The organism is Clostridium malenominatum, from assembly GCF_039521365.1.
Lineage (GTDB): Bacteria > Bacillota > Clostridia > Clostridiales > Clostridiaceae > Clostridium_AW > Clostridium_AW malenominatum.
In genome coordinates, this window is the sequence record NZ_BAAACF010000001.1 from 321,831 (window position 1) to 341,863 (window position 20,033).

Below are 20,033 nucleotides of genomic sequence, written 5' to 3' on the forward strand. Positions count from 1 at the left end.
ATCCATTATGTGAAAAAACTACTAATGGGTGATAATATGCTTAGCAAAGTAAAAAAGATATTTAATTATATAAAGCTTAAGGGAAAAAATAATAATTTTAGTAATGGACAAAATGAAATATACAGAATACCTAGTTCAATAGACAAGGTAAAAGAAAAATTTAAGAGGGACTTAGAATTATGTAGTGACTTAAATTTAAGAGAAATAGCATTTGGCAAAGATAGAAGGCGAGGATTAATATGTTATTTTTCAATACTCGCTAATAAAGAGATAATTGATAATATAATTATTAAATCCATGATGGATGAAAAATTAGAAATACCAAAAGAAGGAATTGTTGATTTTATTATAGAGAGCGTAATTAATGAGTGTGAAGTTAAAAAAACAGAGGATTATACTGAAGCAATAGATGAAATGCTTTCAGGTAATACTTTAATTTTCATAGATGGACAAAAGGAAATAATTCTAGTAAATACTCATTCTAATATAGGAAGAGCTATCGAAGAGCCTCAGAATGAAATGGTAGTAAGAGGACCTAAAGAGGGTTTTACTGAGGATTTAGATTTGCAAATTGCCTTAATAAGAAAAAAAATCAAAGATAAAAGATTAAAGTTTGAGGAATTTAAACTTGGAGAGAAATCTAAAACCACTGTAGTATTATGTTATGTAAAGGGAATAGCAAAGGAAAATATAATAGATGAAGTGAAAAAAAGACTTAGTAAGATAAAAATAGATGCAATTTTGGATTCTGGATACATAGAGCAATTTATAGAAGAAAACCCTTATTCACCCTTTTCTACCGTAGGAAATAGCCAAAAGCCTGATGTGGTGGCGGGGAGGATATTGGAAGGAAGAATTGCCATACTGTGTAATGGAACTCCACATGTACTTACCGTACCATATCTTCTAATAGAAAGTATCCAAGTAAGTGAAGATTATTATAATAGAACTTTGATATCATCTCTTTTAAGAATTGTTAGAGTTTTAGCGATTCTTATAAGTGTATTTTTACCAGGGATTTTTGTGGCTCTTCAAAGCTTTCATCAAGAGATGATAACCACTGTGTTACTTATAACTATGGCTGCCGCTAGAGAAGGGGTACCTTTTCCGGCAGTTATAGAAGCTCTACTTATGAACTTCTTTTTTGAAATTCTAAAGGAATCAGGAACTAGACTTCCCAGAGCTATAGGTTCTTCTATTAGTATAGTAGGAGCCTTGGTGCTAGGAGAGGCAGGGGTTAATGCAGGTATAGTAGGTGCTCCGATGGTAATGGTTATAGCTCTCACTGGAGTATCTGCCTTTATAGCTCCAGATTTATCAGATGCTATAACTATATATAGGGTTATTTTTATAATTCTTGGGGGAAGTGCAGGGTTTTATGGTATAGCTCTTGGGGTATTCGTTATTTTAACTCACCTACTTTCCATGAAATCTTTTGGTATACCATATACCATGACCATATCACCCTTTACAAACTTTAAAGACTCCCTGTTTAAACCTCCGATTTTTAAGATGAAAAAAAGGCCAGAGTATATGGTAGGATATGATATTAATAAACAAGAGGGAGAGGAGTAAAGTAAAATGAATAAAAGAAAAATAATGTTTTTAATAGTAATTATGTTTACTGCCTCCCTAATGGTAAGTTGTATAGGGGCCATGGAATTAAATGAGTATGGAATTGTAACCATGGTAGGTCATGATAAAATTGATGATGAGATTCTTCTAACTATGGAAATAGTAAATCCTGTAGGTAAAAAAGAGATTATGAATCCGGAAAAAGCAATAATAACTCAAACTAAAGGAAGTACTATTTTTGAGGCTATAAGAAATATCACCTTGTTTTTCGATAGAAAGCTTTACTTCCCCCATACGAAGGTTTTTGTATTTTGTGATGAAGTAGCAAAGGATGGAATTTCAAAATACTTAGACTTTTGGCAAAGGGATTATGAAATAAGATTAAACAGTTATGTCTTAGTTTGTATAGAAGGAAATGCTTCAGAGTTATTTGGAACGCCTCCCGCTTCCGAAGATCTTTTGGGAGATTATGTAGAATATTTAATAAATAATACTAAGTATTCTGGGAAGTCTCTTAAAGTAAATTTGAGGGAGCTGGCTAAACAATATTATAGTGAGGGATCTAATGTTTATGTAACGGGTGTGATTAAAAAGGAAGCTAAAACTTCTACTCCTGGATTTCGATTGAATGTGGAGGGGATGGCAGTATTTATAAAGGATAAGTTAGCAGGGTATTTAGATGGGGAAGAAACTAAGGGGTATAATATAATAAAAAACAATATAAAAAGCGCTTTAATAGTAGCACCTAGTGGAGATGATTTAAGATTTTATACCATAAAGATATTAAATTCAAAGGCGAAAAGTTCTGTAAAGCTAAAGGAAGAAAAGTGGGAAATAAATATTGATGTTAAAATGGAAACTCTGATGAATGAAATTATGACAGACGAAAGACTAAGGGATGTAAAAGTTATAGACAAAATAGAAAAAGCTACGGAGGAAGTAGTAAAAAGTAACTTGGAAAGTTTGATAGAAAGGGCTCAAAATGAGTTTAAAGCGGACATATTTCATTTTAATGAATATGTTTATAGAAATGATTATGAAAATTGGAACAAGGTTAAGGGGAAGTGGGATGAAGTCTTTTGCAATGCCAGTGTTAAAGTAAATGTAGATGTAGATGTAGATAGAGATGCTTTATTAGAAGAGAGTTTTTTAAAGGAGGAGGTAGAATAATGCTGAAATCCTATTATAAAATCTCCACCTATCAAGCTATAATGCTACTTGTTTTAACTAAATTAATAGATGCTTACACATATTTACCTATAATTTTACCTCCACCTGGAAATCAGGATGTTTGGGTAGTTGGCCTAGGGACTATGTTATATAATGGCATATTGTCGTTGTTAACTCTATTTTTGCTTAATAAATATAAAAATTTATCTATTATACAAATTGGTGAATTACTATTAGGTAAGGTAGGGGGTAAAATAATATCCCTCTTAACAGCTATATTTTTATTCTATCATTGCACTTATAGAGTGGCATTGATAGGATATTTTACTAGGAGTTTTATGTTACCCGACACACCATTATATTTAATTATTGGTGCAACTCTGATTTGCTGTTGCTACTCTGCTTATAAGGGACTTTCTATTCATGGAAGGTTAGCGGAAATAATAACTCCTATTATATTAATAGATATAATTATAGTTTTATTATTAAACCTTAGAATTACAGACTTTAAAGTATTTCTTCCTATATTAAAAACCACAACCTTTAAAGAACTAAATTTTGCATCTATAGTTACAGCTATTACCTATGATCAAATTTTTTTATTAGGATTAATATTTCCTAATTTAAAGAAAAGAGAAGAAGTAAATAAAATATATATTTACTTCTTAATTATAATTACAGCTTTTCATTTAATGATTATTATAAGCACCTTAGGAGTATTCGGAGTTAAGCAAGCGCTACATCAATCACTGCCTTATTTAGCTTCTTTGCAACAGATATCTGTACTGAAATTCGTTCAAAGATTAGAAGTTTTTAGTATATTTAGCTGGATAATAGGAATGTATATTGATTTATCCTTATCCATATATCTTGCTTCAAAAATCACTTCATATGTTGTAAGTGTAAAAAAATTTAATATATTTATTATACCTTATGCAATTTTAACATATATAGTATGTAATTTAGAGCCGTTTAAAAAAAATATTTATATAAGAAAAATGATGACTTATAAAATTAAAACTCCATTAATGAGTGTATTTATCATTGTGATTCCTGTCATATTGATAATAATGTATTTTATAAGGGGAAAACCTAGCGCTGATAAAAAATAATTTTATTTAAAAAAATATTTACTATGGTAAAATTGTATTAGAGGGGGTTTTAAGAATGATGGAATATGATGTAGTTATCATAGGTGGAGGAGCAGCAGGTCTTGCGGCAGCCATTTCAGCAAAAGAAGAGGGTATTGATAATATTATTATATTAGAAAGAGAAAATTCCTTAGGTGGAATATTAAATCAATGTATACATAGCGGCTACGGTCTTTATAATTTTAATGAAGAGTTAACGGGTCCAGAATATGCCCAAAGATATATAGATAAAATCAAAGATATGAATATTTCATATAAATTAAATACTATGGTAATGAATCTAGCTAAAGATAAAACTATAACTTTATTAAATAGCGAAGAAGGAGTTTTTGAAATAAAGGGTAAGGCTATAGTTTTAGCCATGGGTTGTAGGGAAAGGCCAAGAGGCGCTTTGAATATACCAGGTAGCAGAAGTGCCGGAATATTTACTGCGGGTACCGTACAAAGGTTTATAAATCTAGATGGATATCTGCCAGGGAAAGAAGCGGTTATACTAGGTTCTGGAGATATAGGATTAATAGTGGCAAGAAGAATGACTTTAGAAGGAGCAAAGGTTAAAGTAGTAGTTGAACCAATGCCTTATTTTGGGGGACTTAAAGAAAACATAGTTGGATGTTTAAAGGACTTTAACATACCACTAAAGCTTAGTCACACCGTGATTAGTATAAAAGGTAAGGATAGGTTAGAAGGAGTAACCATAGCTAAAGTGGATAAAGATAGAAAACCTGTTGATGGCACAGAAGAGTTTATAGAGTGTGATACCTTAATTTTATCCGTTGACCTTGTACCTGAAAATGAACTTTCAAAAGAAGTGGGTATAAAAATATGCGATGAAACTAACGGTCCCCTAGTTAATGAAAGTCTAGAAACTAGTATAGAAGGTATATTTTCCTGTGGTAATGCACTGCATGTCCATGATTACGTTGATAGTATTAGTATAGAAAGTAATCTAGCTGGTAGGAATGCTGCAAAATATGTAAAAGGCGACAGGTTTAAAAATAAGGGAGATAGTATAGCGATTTTATCAGGAGAAGGACTTAAATATACTGTGCCTAACTTTGTAAATAAAGAAAATGTAAATGATTTTTTGAAAGTTAAATTTAGAGTGGATAATGTGTATAACGAAAAAAAAATATCTGTATATTTTGATGAAAAGAGAGAATTTACTTTCGAGAAAAGTATATTTACTCCAGGGCAAATGGAAGATGTAATAATTCACAAGGAAGTGATAAATAAATATCCTTCTTGTAAAAATATTACATTGAAAATAGAGGAATAGTAAAAGGTTAAAGAGTGTTTAAAAAAGTTTTTTTAAACACTCTTTACATATTTTCATTTTTCCATTATTGGCAGATAGTAGCTGTCCATTCCCATTACCCTTACCGCATATATAACAGGTGTTATTACAATCCCTAGGAATAGTTTCCTTAGCTTTGGTTAAAGAAGAGTTTTTCTTATTACTAGGAAGGGAATATTCAATGGGTTTGTCTTTTACGTCTTTTTTAACTATTTCGTAATTAATAGTATAGAAGCTTTCTCCAAAAAGTTCTAATTCAAATCTAGGATTATCTTTATCATAATATTCTTCTATAATCATTCTTCTAATTTGAGCATCGTTTATAATAAGACCGCTTTTTTCTATACCATCAAAAATACTTTTGGTTATATTATTTGTATCTGGATGTCTTTTTTCGCTTTTATAATAAACTTTAAGTACTGCAATCAAAGACTCTGTAAGAACAGTACTAGGATTTTGAATTCTCGCCTCATATGCAATTTCCTCTTCGTAAAGGGCGTATCTATCATGGTATTTTCCAGAGTTATAGGGAAGTATAGCTCTTCCGTTAAGATTAAAAAGCTTAAAGTTTGACTTAGATATTGGAGAACCTGCTACAATTATTTTTGCGTAATTATTCATTATCATCACCTTATTATATGTTATCATCTATTAGGGAAAGCTTTCAATAGAAGGTTGATAAGAAAAATTTATTAAAGTATAATTATTGTATTAAATTCACACATGAGGAGTTAATAAGATGAAAAAAGACGTAGTAATACTAGCTATAGAGAGCAGTTGTGATGAAACCGCTGCTGCCGTAGTAGTTAATGGAAGAGAAGTATTGTCAAATATAATATCTTCTCAAATAGATATACATAAAAAATTTGGAGGAGTAGTGCCAGAGGTTGCTTCTAGAAAACATATAGAGGTTATAGGAGCTGTGGTACAGGGAGCATTAGATGAAGCTAAGTTATCCTTTGATGATATTGATGCTATTGGAGTAACCTATGGGCCAGGGCTGGTTGGAGCATTGCTAGTAGGACTTCAATATGCAAAAGGTCTTGCCTATGCTTTGAATAAACCGTTAATTGGAGTAAATCATATAGAAGGTCATGTAAGTGCAAATTTTATACAACATAAGGAATTAGAACCTCCTTTTGTATGTCTTATAGTATCGGGAGGAAATAGTAACATTGTTTACATGAAGGACTATGGTGAGTTTGAGATTTTAGGGCAGACTAGAGATGATGCTGCAGGAGAAGCCTATGATAAAATTGCAAGAGCTTTAGGTCTTGGATATCCAGGAGGGCCTAAGATTGATAAATTAGCTAAGGAAGGAAATCCAGATGCAATAAAATTTCCAAGAGCAAATTTTCATGACAATGATATCTTAGATTTTTCTTTTAGTGGGTTAAAGTCTGCTGTGTTAAATTATTTAAATGGAAAAGCCATGAAAAATGAGGAAATAAACAAAGCGGATGTGGCGGCTTCCTTCCAAAAGGCTGTGATAGATTTTCTTGTAGATAATTCTATTAAGGCCTGCAAGTTGAAAAAGGTAGATAAAATAGCCATAGCGGGGGGAGTTGCTGCAAATTCTTCTTTAAGGGATAATCTTTTTAAAGAAGGGGAGAAAAATGGAATAAAGGTTTTATTTCCTGAATTGATTCTTTGCACGGATAATGCAGCAATGATAGGAAGTGCAGCTTATTATGAATTCGTTAAAGGAAGAGTAGCTTCTTTAGATATAAACGCTGTACCTAATTTAAAATTAGGTGAAAGAAGAATATAAAATAGGGGGTATATTTATGAATAAAACCATTGGTATTATAGGCGGAGGGAATATGTCCCAGGCAATAGTTTCAGGCCTTGTAAAGTCTGAAATTATTAAGGGCAGAAATATTATAGTAAGCGATAGAGATGAAGAAAAGCTGAACCATATGAAGGAAAACTATGGTATAAACATTACTAATAACAATGAGGACGTATCAAAGGGTTCCGACATAATTATATTAGCGGTAAAACCTAATATCTATGGTGTAGTTATAGAGGAAATAAGGAATAAAGTAAAAGAAGATGTAGTAATTGTATCTATAGCTGCAGGAATTACTATGGAATTTATACAAAATAAGTTTGAAAAAAATATAAAGATAGTTAGAACCATGCCAAATACTCCTGCTTTGGTAGGAGAGGGGATGACAGCTTTATGCTACAATGATTTTTCAAGTGAAGAAGATGTTGAAAATGTAATGAATATATTTAAGAGCTTTGGAAAAGTTGAAACTATAAGTGAAAAACTTATGGATGTGGTACCAGGAATTAGCGGTTCTTCACCGGCTTATGTATATATGTTTATAGAAGCTTTAGCAGATGGAGGAGTTCTTGGTGGGTTGCCTAGAGACAAGGCTTATAAAATGGCAGCCCAAGCAGTACTTGGTGCTGCAAAAATGGTATTAGAAACAGGAGAACATCCAGGAGTTTTAAAGGATAAGGTTTGCTCTCCTGGAGGAACTACCATAGAAGCGGTGTACTCTTTAGAAGAAAGCAATTTTAGGGGAGCAGTAATTAAAGCCATGGAGAAATGCAGAGAGAAAACTATTAAGATGAGCAAATAGTTCTTTAGTTTTTTAGTTTTTTAGATTTTTAGTGATTTAGTTAAGGAAAAATTCCTATGGAATTTAAATTATGAAAATTCCATAGGAATTTTGTCGCTAACTAGGAAACTAAACAACTATTAACTAAAACACTAGCTTAAAAGTGTTCTCCATTTTCATAGTAACTTTCTTTTTTTAGCATGATAAATATAATATCTAAGTTATCATATCCTACAGAATTAAAGAATTTTGTTATAGTTTTAGCTACTTTGTCTTGGATTTCCTGGCCTCTATCAAACCAAGCCACTTCAATAAAAGGATATCCTTGATTCATTTCGCCATCTTTTATAAAAGTACTGTTTATATGTTCTATTGAAAAATAATCTCTTGGACATTCTAACAAAGCTTCTAATTCATCAATTAATTCCTTACTTACCTTACAAACATCCTCTACTTTAATTCCTTTAACCTTGATTCGTGGCATAATTATTACTCTCCTTTATTTCTAAATTTTCCTTTGGTTTTGCATTGAAATAGTTAGTTCCAATTATTCCTGATAATATCATTAAAGAGCCTATTACATGATAAAAATAAAAGTTTTCATTTAAGAAAAATACTCCAGTAAAGATAGAGATTACTGTTGATAAATTACCAAAAACTGTAGACCTAGAAGCTGGTAATTTTGATAAAGCATAATTTGCTAAAAAGAATGCTACTATGGAAGATAATATTCCTAAGAACAATAGTGATATAATAAAATTACTGTTTGAAAGAGGCTTGAAGAAGTCACCCATATTCCCATTTATTATATCTAAAACAAGAGCTATAATGTTGAAAACAATTGCTGCTGTTCCCATCATGAAATATGTAATTTCCATAGATGAAAAATTAGTAGAGCTTTTTCTAGACAATATATTGTAAATTGAACCAGCTACAATAGCTATAAGTAAACAAACTGTTCCTAAAAGGGTGTTGGAACTTCCAGAATTATTGTCATTTAATACAATATAGATAACTCCAGACACGGATAAAAGTATAAAAAACCATTGAGATTTACTAGGCACTTCATTTAGGAAGTAAATACCAATTATAGATACGAGAACTGGTATTAATGCAATTAATACTCCAGCATAAGAAGATGAGGAATATTTAATGCCATAGGTTTCGAATATGAAATATACAACAGGTTGCAACAAACTTAATATTAATAACTCTTTTAGTTTTTTGCCTTTATAGTTAACCTTTATTACTTTAAACAATATTAGTACGGACATAGTTAAGAAAGCTAATAAGAATCTAAAGGATATAAGCTTAAAGGGGGAAGCTACTTCTAGGGCCATTTTAGAAAACAGAAAGCTCAATCCAAAGATTATAGAATATCCAATAGAAGCTAAGTAGGGTAGAGTGTCTTTTTTGTTAAACATGGTTACCTCCGAAAATATTATATATTAAAATAAGAGTATGAATGTTAAGGATCATACTCTTGCTTCTATTCTACTAACTTTTTCTCCACAATAAGGGCAGAAGGAATAGGTTCCCTCTCCAAACTTACCACCGCAGTAAGGGCAAAAGGTAAAGATGGTGTTGGAATCTTTGGGAGAAAATTTTTTTAATAGTTTATTTAACTCTTCTACATTCACAGGAGTTTTTATAATATCGTCTACTTTATTATACTTATAATCTTCTATATGCAAATTGCTACAGGAGGATAAAAAACATACCATGTCTTTATGTACATCTTTTATTTTCTTAATTAATAAGTCTCCAGAAGTCTCTTTCATAATAAGGTTAGATATAACTATATTAGGTAAGTAATTGTTAACTTCTTGAAGAGCTGAATACTCATTAGCGGTTTTAACGTCATATCCAAGTTTTGTTAACAAATCTTTTAATATAGCACTTTCGAATCTAGAATCGTTTATAACTAATACTTTTTTCATAGCTTACCTCACAATGAGAAGTTATTGTTAATTTCATTCTATCCTATAATACAATTATTTTCAACATCCTTACATAAACAGAGTTCTTGAATCAGATGGAGTTTTACTCCAGCTGATTCTTAGAAATCGTTATCCAGGGACGTACCCGCTCTTAGCTCCAACTTAAGAGAAGAAGGGAGTATTAGAGCGGGTAATCATCGGATAAAGCGTTCCCACTGACTATAAAGTTCTTCCAATTCCTTTTCTACCTTTAAAATTTCCTTGTTTACTTCCTCACTCTTTGTAGGATTAGAATATACTTCTTCTAAACACAAGTCATTTTGAAGTTCCACTAGATAACTTTCTTTATTAGAAATTTCATCTTCAATATTTTTAATTTTTTGTTTAAGTTCTTTTTCAGCCTTTTCTACCTCTCGTTTTTTACGCTTTTCTTGTTGAATTTGAGTTTTTGATTTTCCTTCAATTTCTTCTTCATAGGCAAAACGAAGGGGATTTTTTTTCTTTTCTACATAATAATTATAATTACCTAGATACTCTTTAACCTCTGTTTCTTTTAGCTCATAAATTCTATTAATAACCTTATTTAAGAAATATCTATCATGGGAGATTAGCAATACAGTACCATCATAGCTCATGATAGCGTCTTCTAGTGCCTCGCGGGACATGATATCTAAGTGATTTGTTGGTTCGTCTAGTAATAATAAATTTGACTCTGATAGCATTAGTTTTAAAAGATTAATTCTACACTTTTCTCCTCCGCTTAGGGTTGAAATCTTTTTAAAAACTTCTTCACCTCTAAACAAGAAGGCTGCTAGGGCAGAGCGTATTTCTGTAGTAGTCATATTAGGGAATTCATCCCAAACCTCATCAATTATGGTGTTTTCTATATTTAAGTTAGATTGTTCTTGGTCGTAATAGCCTATAAATACGTTTTTTCCAAGGACTACTATTCCATTATCTTTATTTTCTTTTTCCATGATAATTTTTAAAAGAGTAGTTTTGCCTCTTCCATTCTCTCCAATTAGGGCAATTTTTTCACCTCTTTTTATATCCATGTTTATATTAGAAAATAATTTTTTATCTCCAAAGCTTTTAGACAAGTTTTCCATGTATAAAACGTCATTTCCGCTAGTTATTTGAGCCGTAAACTTTATTTTGGCTCCCGTAGGATCTTTATCTGGACTATCAATTCTCTCAATTTTATCTAATGCCTTTTGACGACTTTCTGCGGCTCGTATACTTTTTTCTCTATTAAAGGATCTATATCTTTCTATTATATCTTCCTGTCTTTTAATTTCAGCTTGTTGAAGGTTATAAGCTTTTAATCTATTTTCAAAGTCCTTTTTCCTAAACTCTATAAATTTTGTATAGTTACCATCATAAGAAAGCATTTTACCATTTAGAAGTTCCATAGTCCTATTAGTTACAGCATCTAAAAAGAATCTATCGTGGGATATAATTATTATAGAACCCTTATAGGACTTTAAATATTCTTCTAGCCATTCAATAGCATCTAAGTCAAGGTGGTTTGTAGGTTCATCCAATAAAAGTATTTCAGGATTAACAAGAAGAAGTTTGCAAAGTGCAACTCGGGTTTTTTGTCCCCCACTTAATATTCTTATTTCTTTATCAAAATCCTCTTCATTAAAACCTAAGCCTTTTAACACACGAGAAATTTCACCTTTGTAGGTATATCCATTTTTATTAGTGTATAACTCAGTGGAAATAGTGTATTCATTTATGATTTTATTATGATAATCTGCATTGTTAGCATCATAGGGTTCATTCATCTTTAACTCAAGGTCTTTTATTTTTTCTTCAAGGGCAAGTAGTTCGCTAAATACAGAAAGCATTTCAGAATAAATAGTATTATTAGAATCTAAGGAAAGATGCTGAGATAGATAGCCTACTTTCTTATTTTTATCTATGAAGAGCTCTCCATCATCATAATCAATAATCCCAGATATTATTTTCAATAAAGTTGATTTTCCTGCACCGTTGGCCCCTATAAGACCTATTTTGTCACCTTCATTAATTCCAAAGGTGACTCTATCTAAAATTGTATCTATGCCATAGCTTTTAAATAAATCTTTGCAACTTAAAATAATCATTTAATTTCACCTCTTACGTTTATTATTGTACTACGTAAAAGATAAAATTTGTAGTTTAAATTTATTTATTATATAATAAACTTTGATGGATAAATATGTAGAAGATTTATCAATGTTATGATAAAATAAATTGAGTGTAAAAATTAATTCGCAAGAGGTGTAAGGATGGATAAGAAAAAAAATATATCAATGGCGGTTATAAAGAGATTACCTAAATATCATAGATATTTATCTGAGCTACTAAAAAATGATGTAGACAGAATCTCCTCTAAAGAATTAAGTAGGAAAATTGGATTTACTGCTTCACAAATTAGACAGGATCTAAACTGCTTCGGAGACTTTGGACAGCAAGGATATGGATACAATGTAAAAGATCTCTATAGTCAAATTAGTAATATTTTGGGTATTGACAGAGAATATTCTATGGTATTACTTGGAGCAGGTAATATAGGTCAGGCCATAGCAAACTATACGTACTTTGAAAAATTAGGATTCAAGTTAAAGGCTATTTTTGATATAAATCCAAAGCTTGTAGGTATCAAGATCAGAGATATAGAAATAAAAGATATTGATACTTTAGAGGGATACTTAAAGAATAATGCAATTGATATTGGTGTATTATGTGTGCCTAGTAGAAGCGCGCAAAGGGTATGTGATATTTTAATTAAAAATGATGTTAAGAGTATATGGAATTTCGCACCAGTGGATTTGATAGTCCCTGAAGGAATCCACACTGAAAACGTACATTTAAGTGATAGCTTATTAACTTTAAGCTACTTAATGAGCCACGAAGAATAGTATTTTAATGATAATTAATTGTCAATACAATAACAATAAAAAGTCCTATGGTTAGATAAGTCTAATTGTAGGACTTTTTATTGTTAAGTATATGTTAATTAAAGGGCTGATGTATAAATTAAAAGTAAAATTAAATTTGATATTGAAAAATAAAAAGTAAGAGTATATAATATAGAAAGAGTGTGATTGATATATTTTTTTAAATAATTTGTTATATTATTAACAAATTGGTCGAAGAAAAAATAAGGAGGGACGGGATACTTATGGAGTTTAAGAATATCTTAGTCGAAAAAGAGGGAAATGTTGCGATAATGACCATTAATAGACCAGCTTCATTAAATGCTTTAAATTCAGAAACTTTAAAAGAGTTAGACATAGCAATTGATGTTTTAGCAGAAGATGAAGAGGTTCTAGCAGTAATTCTTACAGGAGCTGGAAAAGCTTTTGTAGCTGGAGCAGATATAACTGAAATGAAGGACTTAAATGTTAATCAAGGCAGAAAATTTGGATTACTTGGAAATAAAGTGTTTAGAAAATTAGAAATTATGGAAAAACCAGTTATAGTAGCTGTAAATGGCTTTGCCCTAGGTGGAGGATGCGAAATATCCATGGCATGTGATATCAGATTAGCTTCCGCAAAGGCAAAGTTTGGACAACCTGAGGTAGGACTTGGAATTACACCAGGTTTTGGTGGAACTCAAAGATTGCCAAGACTAGTTGGAGCTTCTATGGCTAAACAATTAATTTTTACTGGAGAAATAATTGGAGCAGAAGAAGCTTTAAGAATAGGTCTTGTAAACAAAGTTGTGGAACCAGAGAAATTAATGGAAGAAGCTAAAGAAATGGCTAAGAAAATAGCTAACAATGCTCCAATAGCTGTAAAACTTTGTAAGGCAGCTATAAATAGAGGAGTGCAATGCGATATTGACACAGCTATATCTTATGAAGCAGAAGTTTTCGGTGAATGCTTCTCAACAGAAGACCAAAAAGAAGGAATGACAGCATTTGTTGAAAAAAGAGATAAGTGCTTCAGAAATAAATAGGAGGTAAGGGTAATGAATTTTGCATTAACTAGAGAACAAGAATTTGTAAAGCAAATGGTTAGAGAATTTGCTATAAACGAAGTAAAACCAATAGCAGCAGAAGTAGATGCTAAGCATATGTTCCCAGTGGAAAACGTTGAAAAAATGGGTAAATTAGGAATGCTAGGAATACCATTCCCTAAAGAATATGGCGGAGCAGGTGGAGACATATTATCCTATATACTAACCGTTGAAGAATTATCAAAGGTATGTGGTACTACAGGTGTTATAGTTTCAGCCCATACTTCATTATGTGCTTCAGTAATATATGAAAATGGAACAGAAGCTCAAAGGCAAAAATATTTACCAGACCTTTGTTCAGGTAAAAAGCTTGGTGCTTTCGGATTAACTGAACCAAATGCAGGAACAGATGCTGCAGGACAACAAACCATAGCAGTTGATATGGGAGATCATTACTTATTAAATGGAACTAAAATATTTATAACAAATGGTGGATACGCAGATGTATTCATAGTATTTGGTATGACAGATAGAAGTAAGGGTGTTAAGGGAATAACAGCATTTGTATTAGAAAAAGGAATGCCAGGATTCTCCATAGGTAAAGTTGAAGAAAAGATGGGTATAAGAGGTTCTTCAACAACTGAGCTTATCTTTGAAGATGTTAAAGTTCCAAAAGAAAACATGATTGGAAAAGAAGGAAAAGGCTTTGGAATAGCAATGAAAACTCTTGATGGAGGAAGAATTGGTATAGCAGCTCAGGCTCTTGGTATAGCAGAAGGTGCTTTTGAAGAAGCTCAAAACTACATGAAAGAAAGAAAACAATTCGGGAAAGAATTATATAAATTCCAAGGATTATCTTGGATGATGGCAGATATGGAAGTAGCTATTGAGTCTGCAAGACTATTAGTTTACAAAGCTGCTTGGAAGAAACAAAATAAGATGCCATATTCAGTAGATGCAGCTATGGCTAAATTACATGCAGCAAACGTTGCTATGGATGTAACAACTAAGGCGGTTCAATTATTCGGAGGATATGGATATACTATGGACTACCCAGTTGAAAGAATGATGAGAGATGCTAAGATAACTGAAATTTACGAAGGAACTTCACAGGTTCAAAAGATGGTTATTTCAGGAAACATATTTAAATAGTAGGAGGGTTCAAGTAATGAATATAATTGTTTGTTTAAAACAAGTTCCAGATACAACAGAAGTAAAAATTGACCCAGTTACAGGAACTCTTATAAGAGAAGGGGTTCCATCAATAATAAACCCAGATGATAAAAATGCTTTAGAAGAAGCTTTAGTATTAAAAGAAAAAACTAATGGTAAGGTTACTATTATAACAATGGGACCTCCACAAGCAGAAGTTGCTTTAAGAGAAGCATTATGTATGGGAGCAGATGAAGCTATATTAATATCAGATAGAGCATTTGCTGGTGCTGATACGTTAGCTACTTCAAGAGTTCTTGCAGCAGCTATAGGAAAATTAGAATATGATTTAGTATTTGCAGGAAGACAAGCAATAGATGGAGATACAGCTCAGGTTGGTCCAGAAATTGCTGAACACTTAAACTTACCACAAATAACTTATGTTGAAAAAGTTGAAGTGGCTGGAGAAGAATTAAAGGTTAGAAAAGCTTGGGAAGATGGATATGAAAATATCACAGTTAAAATGCCAGTGCTTTTAACAGCTATAAAAGAATTAAACGAGCCAAGATATATGCATGTAAGCCATATATTTGGAGCTTTCGATAAGGAAATAAAAGTTTGGAATGCAGATTTCCTAGGAGTAGAAAAATCCCTTCTTGGACTTGCAGGTTCACCAACAAAGGTTAAAAAATCAACTACTAAAGAAGCTAAGGGTAAAGGTGAAATTGTTAACTTACCAGCTAAAGAAGCAGCAGCGCTTGCAGTTGCAAAATTAAAGGAAAAACACTATATCTAATAGTAGGAGGGATTTTAAGATGAATATAGCAGATTACAAAGGCGTTTGGGTATTTGCTGAACAAAGAGACGGTAAATTACAAAAGGTTTCTCTTGAATTAGTTGGAAAAGGAAGAGAAATTGCAGATAAATTAGGAGTAGAATTAACAGCTCTGCTTCTTGGAAACAACATGGAAGAAGCTTGCAACGAATTAATAGCTTACGGAGCTGATAAGGTTGTATATGCTAAACATCCATTATTAAAACATTACACTACAGATGCATACACAAAGGTAATTTGTGAAATAGTAAATGAAAAGAAACCTGAAATAATTTTAGTTGGAGCAACTTACATAGGAAGAGATTTAGGACCTAGAGTTGCTGGAAGACTAGAAACAGGATTAACAGCTGACTGTACAGGACTTGATATAGAAGAAGGACCAAATCATTTATTAATGACAAGACCTGCTTTTGGTGGAAACTTAATGGCTACAATCATCTGTACTGAACATAGACCACAGATGTCAACGGTAAGACCAGGAGTTTTTGAAAGATTAGCTAAAGACCCTTCAAGAAAAGGAGAAATAGAAACTATTTCTGCGAACTTAGAAGCAGCTGATATAAGATTAAAAGTTGAAGATGTAGTTAAAATAGCTAAAAATGTTATGGATATTGGAGAAGCTGAAGTTCTTGTATCCGGTGGTAGAGGTGTAGGTTCTAAAGAAGGTTTTGATATATTAAAGGAATTAGCTGACCTTATGGGTGGAAGCATTGCTGGTTCAAGAGCTGCCATTGATAATGCTTGGATTGATAAATCCTTACAGGTAGGTCAAACTGGAAAAACTGTTAGACCTAAGGTATATATAGCTGTTGGTATCTCAGGGGCAATTCAGCACTTAGCTGGTATGCAGGATTCTGATTTCATAATCGCTATAAATAAAGATGACTCAGCTCCATTAATGAAAGCAGCAGACTTAGCATTAGTTGGAGATTATAAGAAAATAATTCCTGAATTAATAGAAAGCTTAAAGGCTACAATAAATAACTAGCATAGAAATATATAAAATTAATATTGGGAGGGAAATTTCATGGAAAAAATATTTGTTTTAGGCGCGGGAACAATGGGAGCAGGTATTGCTCAGGCTTTTGCGGCAAAAGGATATGAAGTAATATTAAGAGATATAAAAGATGAATTTGTTGATAGAGGGTTAACTGGAATTAACAAAGGTTTAGCTAAATTAGTTGCAAAAGGAAAAATGACACAAGATCAAATGGATGAAATTCTTTCAAGAATAAGCGGAACTACTGATTTAAATATGGCTGATGACTGTGATTTAGTTATTGAAGCTGCTGTTGAAAATATGGCGATAAAGAGAGAAATATTTGCTGAACTAGATAGAATTTGTAAACCAGAAACTATCTTAGCATCAAATACTTCATCATTATCAATAACTGAAATAGCTACAGCTACAAAAAGACCAGATAAAGTTATAGGAATGCACTTTTTCAACCCAGCTACAGTAATGAAGCTAGTTGAAATAATTAGAGGAATGGCTACATCGCAAGAAACTTTTGATGCAGTTAAAGAAGCATCCTTAGCAATTGGAAAGGATCCAGTTGAAGTTGCAGAAGCTCCAGGATTTGTTGTAAACAGAATATTAATTCCAATGATTAATGAAGGGGTAGGAATACTTGCAGAAGGAATAGCTTCAGCAGAAGATATTGATAAGTCAATGATGCTTGGCGCTAATCATCCAATGGGACCTCTAGCTTTAGGAGACCTTATAGGATTAGATGTATGTCTTGCTATAATGGATGTATTGTATAATGAAACTGGAGATACAAAATACAGAGCTCACTCCTTACTTAGAAAATATGTAAGAGCAGGATGGCTTGGAAGAAAATCAGGAAGAGGATTCCACAATTACGCAAAATAATATATTTCTATAAAAGAAAAGTCACTGGATTGTTCCGGTGGCTTTTTTTGTACCTCGGAGATAGTACCATAAAATGGCATAACCTCCGAGGTAATTAAGAGAATTAGCTTGATAAACAGTATTAAAGTTTTATATAATTAATATTAAGACAATAAAAGTAGTTTGATTATCAAAATAATTATTGAGAATTCGGAGGAGTTGTAATGTATAAAATATTAGAAAAGGAACTTTTAGCTCCAAATATTTATAAGATGGTTGTTCATGTGCCAAGAGTGGCTAAATCCGCTAAACCAGGCCAGTTTATTATTGTAAGAGTAGATGAAAAAAGTGAAAGAATTCCTCTTACAATTTGTGATTATAATAAAGAAAAAGAAACAGTTACTATAGTGTTTCAAACACTAGGGGCATCTACCATTAAAATGAGCAAATTAGAAGAGGGAGAGAGTTTTAAAGATTTTGCAGGTCCACTCGGAAATCCTTCTGATTTTATATACGAGGATATTGAAGAATTAAAAAATAAAAAAATAATGTTTATAGCTGGTGGCGTGGGAATTGCACCTATTTACCCTCAGGTAAAATGGTTAAACTCTAAAGGAATAAAAGTGGATGTTATACTTGGAAGCAAAAATAAAGAGCTATTAATTATGGAAGAAGAAATTAGAAGAGAAGTGGGAAGCTTATATATAGCTACTGATGATGGTTCTAGTGGTTTTAAGGGGCTAGTAACGGATTTGTTAAAAGACCTTATAGAAAAGGAGGAAAAAAAATATGACTTAGTTATAGCTATAGGACCTATGATTATGATGAAATTTGTAGCAAAACTAACTAAGGAATATAATATAAGCACTGTGGTTAGCTTAAATACCCTTATGGTAGATGGTACAGGTATGTGTGGTGCTTGTAGAGTAACAGTAGGTGGAGAAACTAAGTTTGCTTGTGTTGATGGACCTGAGTTTGATGGGCATCTTGTGAATTTTGACGAAGCATTAAGAAGACAGGGCATGTATAAAGGAGAAGAAGCTAAGAGGCTTTTAATTCAAAAGGAAAGAGAAGAAGGACATGTATGTCGCATTGGATTAGGAGGGGACGAGAAGAATGATTAGTTTAAAGAAAACTCCAGTAAGGGAGCAGGGGGCAGAGGAAAGAATAAAGAATTTTACTGAGGTGTCTTTAGGATATACAGAGGAAGAAGCCATTAAGGAAGCTGAAAGATGCATAAATTGTAAAAATCCATTATGTGTACCAAAGTGTCCTGTAGCTATAAATATTCCGGCTTTTATTAAAGCTATAAGAGATAAGGATTTTAAAAAGGCCGCTGAAATAATAAATGAAGATAGTTCTCTTCCAGCAATTTGCGGAAGGGTTTGCCCTCAAGAAACTCAGTGTGAAGAAAAATGTGTTTTGGGAATAAAAGGGGAGCCTGTAGCAATAGGAAAGCTAGAAAGATTTATTGGAGACTGGTCTAGAGAAAATAATATAAATTTTACTGTTAAAAGTGATAGAAAGAATGAAAAGGTAGCTGTTATAGGTAGTGGTCCAGCAGGGCTTGCTTGTGCAGGGGAATTAGCTAAAATGGGATATGGTGTAACCATATTTGAAGCCTTACACGAACCGGGAGGAGTATTGGTTTATGGTATTCCAGAGTTTAGATTGCCTAAGGAGACTGTGGTTAAATATGAAATAGACAATGTAAGAAAGCTTGGAGTAGAAATAGAGACAGACGTTATAATAGGTAAAACCCTTACGGTAGAAGAACTTTTAGAAGAAGAGGGTTTTTCGGCGGTATTTATAGGTTCAGGAGCAGGACTTCCTAAGTTTATGGGTATTGACGGAGAAAACTTAAATGGAGTATTTTCTGCTAATGAATTTTTAACTAGAAGTAATTTAATGAAAGCCTTTAGGGAAGACTATGATACTCCAATTAGAACGGGAGATAAAGTAGCTGTAGTTGGCGGTGGAAATGTAGCTATGGATGCTGCAAGAACTGCAAGAAGACTAGGAGCAGAGGTTCATGTTATTTATAGAAGATCAATTGATGAACTTCCAGCAAGAGTAGAGGAAGTTCACCATGCAAAAGAAGAAGGAATTATCTTTGACCTACTTACAAACCCAATAGAAATAATGGGGGATGAAAATGGATGGGTTAAAGCTATAAAGTGTATTAAAATGGAGCTAGGAGAACCAGATAAATCAGGAAGAAGAAGACCTGTTGAGGTTAGGGATTCTGAGTTTGTTATGGCAATGGATACAGTAATAATGGCTCTAGGAACCTCACCAAATCCTTTAATATCTTCCACTACAAAGGGATTGAACGTAAATAAATGGGGATGTTTAGAGGTGAATGAAGAAACAGGAGAAACAACTAAAGAAGGAGTATTTGCAGGAGGAGACACAGTAACAGGAGCAGCTACGGTTATTCTAGCTATGGAAGCAGGAAAAAAAGCTGCTAAAGGTATAGATGAATATCTAAAAGTAAAGAATAAATAATAAGGAATAGAGAACAGATTTGGTG

General features: G+C 32.4%; 19 protein-coding genes. 14 read left to right on the plus strand and 5 right to left on the minus strand.

All coding sequences use genetic code 11. The features are described from left to right. The first annotated feature begins 9 nt into the window (after positions 1-9). Genes ABDZ69_RS01645 through ABDZ69_RS01660 form a run of 4 tightly spaced genes read left to right on the plus strand, consistent with a single transcriptional unit; the run spans position 10 to position 5,175 of the window. Complete coding sequence (locus tag ABDZ69_RS01645; protein ID WP_343765793.1) at positions 10-1,575, plus strand: spore germination protein; 1,566 nt, start codon at positions 10-12, stop codon at positions 1,573-1,575. Between the two features lie 6 nt (positions 1,576-1,581). Beyond that, positions 1,582-2,745: a Ger(x)C family spore germination protein gene (locus ABDZ69_RS01650; protein WP_343765796.1), complete on the plus strand. Its 1,164-nt coding sequence runs from the start codon at positions 1,582-1,584 to the stop codon at positions 2,743-2,745. Continuing rightward, positions 2,745-3,857 (plus strand): GerAB/ArcD/ProY family transporter, encoded by a 1,113-nt coding sequence (locus ABDZ69_RS01655; RefSeq protein WP_343765798.1) that lies wholly within the window; start codon positions 2,745-2,747, stop codon positions 3,855-3,857. The genes ABDZ69_RS01650 and ABDZ69_RS01655 overlap by 1 nt, the downstream gene beginning before the upstream one ends. Before the next feature lie 55 nt (positions 3,858-3,912). Beyond that, positions 3,913-5,175 carry an NAD(P)/FAD-dependent oxidoreductase gene (locus tag ABDZ69_RS01660; RefSeq protein ID WP_343765801.1) on the plus strand — a complete coding sequence of 421 codons (1,263 nt, stop codon included), beginning with the start codon at positions 3,913-3,915 and terminating at the stop codon, positions 5,173-5,175. An 18-nt stretch (positions 5,176-5,193) separates the two neighbouring features. On the opposite strand, the gene ABDZ69_RS01665 is transcribed toward ABDZ69_RS01660, so the two are convergent. Further along, the gene (locus ABDZ69_RS01665) at positions 5,194-5,814 is read right to left on the minus strand and encodes a RusA family crossover junction endodeoxyribonuclease (protein ID WP_343765804.1); all 621 of its coding nucleotides are present in this window, start codon (positions 5,812-5,814) and stop codon (positions 5,194-5,196) included. A 118-nt stretch (positions 5,815-5,932) separates the two neighbouring features. Between ABDZ69_RS01665 and tsaD the strand changes: the two genes are divergently transcribed. After that, on the plus strand, positions 5,933-6,964 hold the full coding sequence (gene tsaD / locus ABDZ69_RS01670; protein WP_343765807.1) for a tRNA (adenosine(37)-N6)-threonylcarbamoyltransferase complex transferase subunit TsaD: 1,032 nt from the start codon (positions 5,933-5,935) through the stop codon (positions 6,962-6,964). A gap of 16 nt (positions 6,965-6,980) precedes the next feature. Beyond that, positions 6,981-7,787 (plus strand): pyrroline-5-carboxylate reductase, encoded by an 807-nt coding sequence (gene proC / locus ABDZ69_RS01675; RefSeq protein WP_343765809.1) that lies wholly within the window; start codon positions 6,981-6,983, stop codon positions 7,785-7,787. Between the two features lie 136 nt (positions 7,788-7,923). Here proC and ABDZ69_RS01680 read toward each other — a convergent pair whose 3' ends face one another. The 4 genes from ABDZ69_RS01680 to abc-f form a co-directional block, all read right to left on the minus strand. After that, entirely contained in the window at positions 7,924-8,250 is a 327-nt protein-coding gene (locus ABDZ69_RS01680; protein ID WP_343765811.1) for a DUF1904 domain-containing protein, read from the minus strand. After that, complete coding sequence (locus ABDZ69_RS01685) at positions 8,231-9,190, minus strand: DMT family transporter (protein ID WP_343765813.1); 960 nt, start codon at positions 9,188-9,190, stop codon at positions 8,231-8,233. The genes ABDZ69_RS01680 and ABDZ69_RS01685 overlap by 20 nt, the downstream gene beginning before the upstream one ends. A gap of 51 nt (positions 9,191-9,241) precedes the next feature. Further along, positions 9,242-9,706: a response regulator gene (locus ABDZ69_RS01690; RefSeq protein ID WP_343765816.1), complete on the minus strand. Its 465-nt coding sequence runs from the start codon at positions 9,704-9,706 to the stop codon at positions 9,242-9,244. A 194-nt stretch (positions 9,707-9,900) separates the two neighbouring features. Next, entirely contained in the window at positions 9,901-11,817 is a 1,917-nt protein-coding gene (gene abc-f, locus ABDZ69_RS01695; RefSeq protein WP_343765819.1) for a ribosomal protection-like ABC-F family protein, read from the minus strand. Between the two features lie 165 nt (positions 11,818-11,982). On the opposite strand from abc-f, the gene ABDZ69_RS01700 reads away from it, so the two are divergent. From ABDZ69_RS01700 to gltA, 8 genes are all read left to right on the plus strand, one after another. Further along, positions 11,983-12,615, plus strand: a complete 633-nt coding sequence (locus tag ABDZ69_RS01700) for a redox-sensing transcriptional repressor Rex (protein WP_343765821.1) — start codon at positions 11,983-11,985, stop codon at positions 12,613-12,615. A 263-nt stretch (positions 12,616-12,878) separates the two neighbouring features. After that, the gene (locus ABDZ69_RS01705; RefSeq protein ID WP_343765823.1) at positions 12,879-13,658 is read left to right on the plus strand and encodes a short-chain-enoyl-CoA hydratase; all 780 of its coding nucleotides are present in this window, start codon (positions 12,879-12,881) and stop codon (positions 13,656-13,658) included. Between the two features lie 12 nt (positions 13,659-13,670). Further along, positions 13,671-14,810 carry an acyl-CoA dehydrogenase gene (locus ABDZ69_RS01710; protein ID WP_343765825.1) on the plus strand — a complete coding sequence of 380 codons (1,140 nt, stop codon included), beginning with the start codon at positions 13,671-13,673 and terminating at the stop codon, positions 14,808-14,810. A gap of 16 nt (positions 14,811-14,826) precedes the next feature. Continuing rightward, positions 14,827-15,606, plus strand: a complete 780-nt coding sequence (locus ABDZ69_RS01715) for an electron transfer flavoprotein subunit beta/FixA family protein (protein ID WP_343765828.1) — start codon at positions 14,827-14,829, stop codon at positions 15,604-15,606. A gap of 19 nt (positions 15,607-15,625) precedes the next feature. Next, entirely contained in the window at positions 15,626-16,633 is a 1,008-nt protein-coding gene (locus ABDZ69_RS01720) for an electron transfer flavoprotein subunit alpha/FixB family protein (RefSeq protein ID WP_343765831.1), read from the plus strand. A 39-nt stretch (positions 16,634-16,672) separates the two neighbouring features. Then, positions 16,673-17,521, plus strand: a complete 849-nt coding sequence (locus ABDZ69_RS01725; RefSeq protein ID WP_343765834.1) for a 3-hydroxybutyryl-CoA dehydrogenase — start codon at positions 16,673-16,675, stop codon at positions 17,519-17,521. A 203-nt stretch (positions 17,522-17,724) separates the two neighbouring features. Further along, complete coding sequence (locus tag ABDZ69_RS01730) at positions 17,725-18,624, plus strand: sulfide/dihydroorotate dehydrogenase-like FAD/NAD-binding protein (RefSeq protein WP_343765837.1); 900 nt, start codon at positions 17,725-17,727, stop codon at positions 18,622-18,624. Continuing rightward, complete coding sequence (gene gltA, locus ABDZ69_RS01735) at positions 18,617-20,008, plus strand: NADPH-dependent glutamate synthase (protein WP_343765840.1); 1,392 nt, start codon at positions 18,617-18,619, stop codon at positions 20,006-20,008. Before ABDZ69_RS01730 ends, gltA begins: the two co-directional genes overlap by 8 nt. The last annotated feature ends 25 nt before the right edge of the window (positions 20,009-20,033 follow it).